3 protein-coding genes and 1 pseudogene are annotated in these 2,068 nt (G+C 58.6%); 1 reads left to right on the forward strand and 3 read right to left on the reverse strand.

Annotation, left to right across the window (positions count from 1 at the left end; translation table 11 throughout):
• Positions 1-347 (reverse strand): biotin carboxylase N-terminal domain-containing protein (locus tag DBR24_RS13300; RefSeq protein WP_305888972.1); only part of this gene is annotated, 347 nt, incomplete at its 3' end.
• 190 nt (positions 348-537) lie between these two features.
• Here DBR24_RS13300 and DBR24_RS13305 point away from each other — a divergent pair.
• Positions 538-1,500: a LysR family transcriptional regulator gene (locus DBR24_RS13305; RefSeq protein WP_128614991.1), complete on the forward strand. Its 963-nt coding sequence runs from the start codon at positions 538-540 to the stop codon at positions 1,498-1,500.
• Here the strand turns inward: DBR24_RS13305 and DBR24_RS13310 are convergent.
• Positions 1,442-1,654 carry a PA3496 family putative envelope integrity protein gene (locus DBR24_RS13310; RefSeq protein ID WP_123469998.1) on the reverse strand — a complete coding sequence of 71 codons (213 nt, stop codon included), beginning with the start codon at positions 1,652-1,654 and terminating at the stop codon, positions 1,442-1,444. The two genes, DBR24_RS13305 and DBR24_RS13310, sit on opposite strands and share 59 nt — an antisense overlap.
• 242 nt (positions 1,655-1,896) lie before the next feature.
• Positions 1,897-2,068, reverse strand: a pseudogene (locus tag DBR24_RS13315) (transcriptional regulator); the annotation flags it as partial.

The following is a 2,068-nucleotide window of genomic DNA, read 5'->3' on the forward strand; positions in this document are numbered from 1 at the left end:
GTCTTGTCGCCCATGCGGCGAATGACTTCTGCCGACGGGCCGATGAATTTAATCCCGCGTTCGGCGCAGATGTCTGCCAACTCGGCATTTTCCGAGAGGAAGCCGTAACCGGGGTGCAATGCATCGCAACCGGTTTCCACCGCCAGGTTCACCAGCTTGCGCGGGTTCAGGTAACCGGCCAGTGGCTCGGCACCGATGCTGTGGGCTTCGTCCGCACGCTTCACATGCAAGGCATGGCGGTCGGCGTCGGAAAAAATCGCAACCGAGCGAATGCCCATCTCGGCGCAGGCTCGCACGATTCTTACGGCAATCTCACCACGGTTGGCGATCAGGATCTTTGTTATCACTTGGAGGTTCCCTTGAGCCGGTGGCACCACGACCTGCTAGACCCAGGTCGACGCGTGACCAAATGTTTCAATTTAGTCGCAGCCCCACACTAGCGCTCACAAGGGATTAACAAAAATGAATAAAAATTGGGTCAGGCATAAGCAAAGACTTATAGTTAAATCATCAGCCTGCCGTCAGAGCCTATAAGAAATGCGTAAGTCCTTGATGCGTATGACATTACGCCAGTTGCAGATCTTCAACGAAGTGTGTGATTTGCGTTCTTACAGCCGTGCGGCTGAGGAAATGTCGCTCACACAACCGGCCGTCAGCCTACAGATTCGTCAGCTGGAAGAGCTAATCGGCCAGCCATTATTCGATTATGTCGGCAAAAAACTCTACATGACCGAGGCTGCCGAAGCCCTGCAGCGGGCCAGCCGGGACATCTTCGGTCGCCTGGAAAACCTCGACATGCAACTGTCGGACATGCAGGGCTCGCTGCAAGGCCAACTGAAGCTGGCGGTGGAATCCAGCGCCAAATACTTCGTGCCGCACCTGTTCGCCGCCTTCAAGCGCCAGCACCCGGAAGTGAACCTGCAACTGACCGTGGTCAACCGTGGCCAGGTGATCCGCCGCCTCTCGGACAACCGCGACGATCTGGTGATCATGTCGATGGTGCCGCAGGACATGGGCCTGGAGTTTCTGCCCTTTCTGAACAACCCGATTGTCGCCGTGGCGCGCCCGGATCATCCGCTGGCGCATATGGGGCCGCTGCGTTTGCAGGACCTTGAGCCCTACACACTGCTGATCCGCGAACCGGGTTCAGGCACGCGAATGGCCTGCGAGGAATACTTCAAGGAGAAACGCGTGCACTTCACCCAGACTCAGGAAGTGGCCTCGGCCGAAGCCCAGCGCGAATGCGTGGTGGCGGGTCTGGGCCTGGCGCTGTTGACGCGCCACGCCCTGAACCTGGAGTTGGCGACCGGCGGCCTGGTGGAGTTGCCGGTCGAGGAGTTGCCGCTGTTCCGTAGCTGGTGCCTGGTGCAAGCCAAGGCCAAACGGCTGTCACCGGTGGCGCACGCCTTCCTGGCGTTTATCCGCAGCGAACGGGTGCAGATCAGCGCGCTGGTTGAGCGCTTCGACGGGAAGTTGCCGGTACGGCCTGCCAGTAGTTGATTTCAATGTCCTCGGGAAAATCGCTGATTTCGCTTTGAAGCTGACGAAGTTCGAAGCGATCTTCGATGGCGCGACGGAATTCCATGCGGCGCTGGTCTTCCTGTTGACGACGGGTTTTCGCGGCGCTGTTGCGTTCTTCGTAGGGCTGAGCCATTTCGAGTCTCCCAAGGCGAGTACGGGAGTTTCACGATAGGCGTGAGGGATGACGGTTTGGCTGCGCGGGGATGACAGTGCGATGAAACTTGCGCAGGGTTGCGGTGTTTCTGAGGACGCCTTCGCGAGCAGGCTCGCTTCCACATTTGATCTCGGTGTGACACAAAATTTGTGTCCACAACAGAAGATCCCCTGTGGGAGCGAGCCTGCTCGCGATTAAGTTCGGAACGACCTTAGATGACTTCAGTCATCCAGCGCTTTTACGGCTTTCGGCGACAAGCGCAAGCTGCGCAGACTGCGCTTGACGCTCTTCAGGTGATTGACCAGGCTCGGCCCGCGCGCCATCGCCACGCCCATCGCCAACACGTCGATCACCACCAGATGCGCAATGCGCGAGGTCAGCGGCGTGTAGATC

The organism is Pseudomonas sp. HMWF006 (assembly GCF_003061205.1).
Taxonomy (GTDB): Bacteria; Pseudomonadota; Gammaproteobacteria; order Pseudomonadales; family Pseudomonadaceae; genus Aquipseudomonas; species Aquipseudomonas monsensis.

Bases quoted from the DNA above. Each gene is read 5' to 3' on its own strand.
- DBR24_RS13310 (WP_123469998.1), bottom strand. From the start codon at position 1,654: ATGGCTCAGCCCTACGAAGAACGCAACAGCGCCGCGAAAACCCGTCGT.
- DBR24_RS13305 (WP_128614991.1), top strand. From the start codon at position 538: ATGCGTAAGTCCTTGATGCGTATGACATTACGCCAGTTGCAGATCTTC.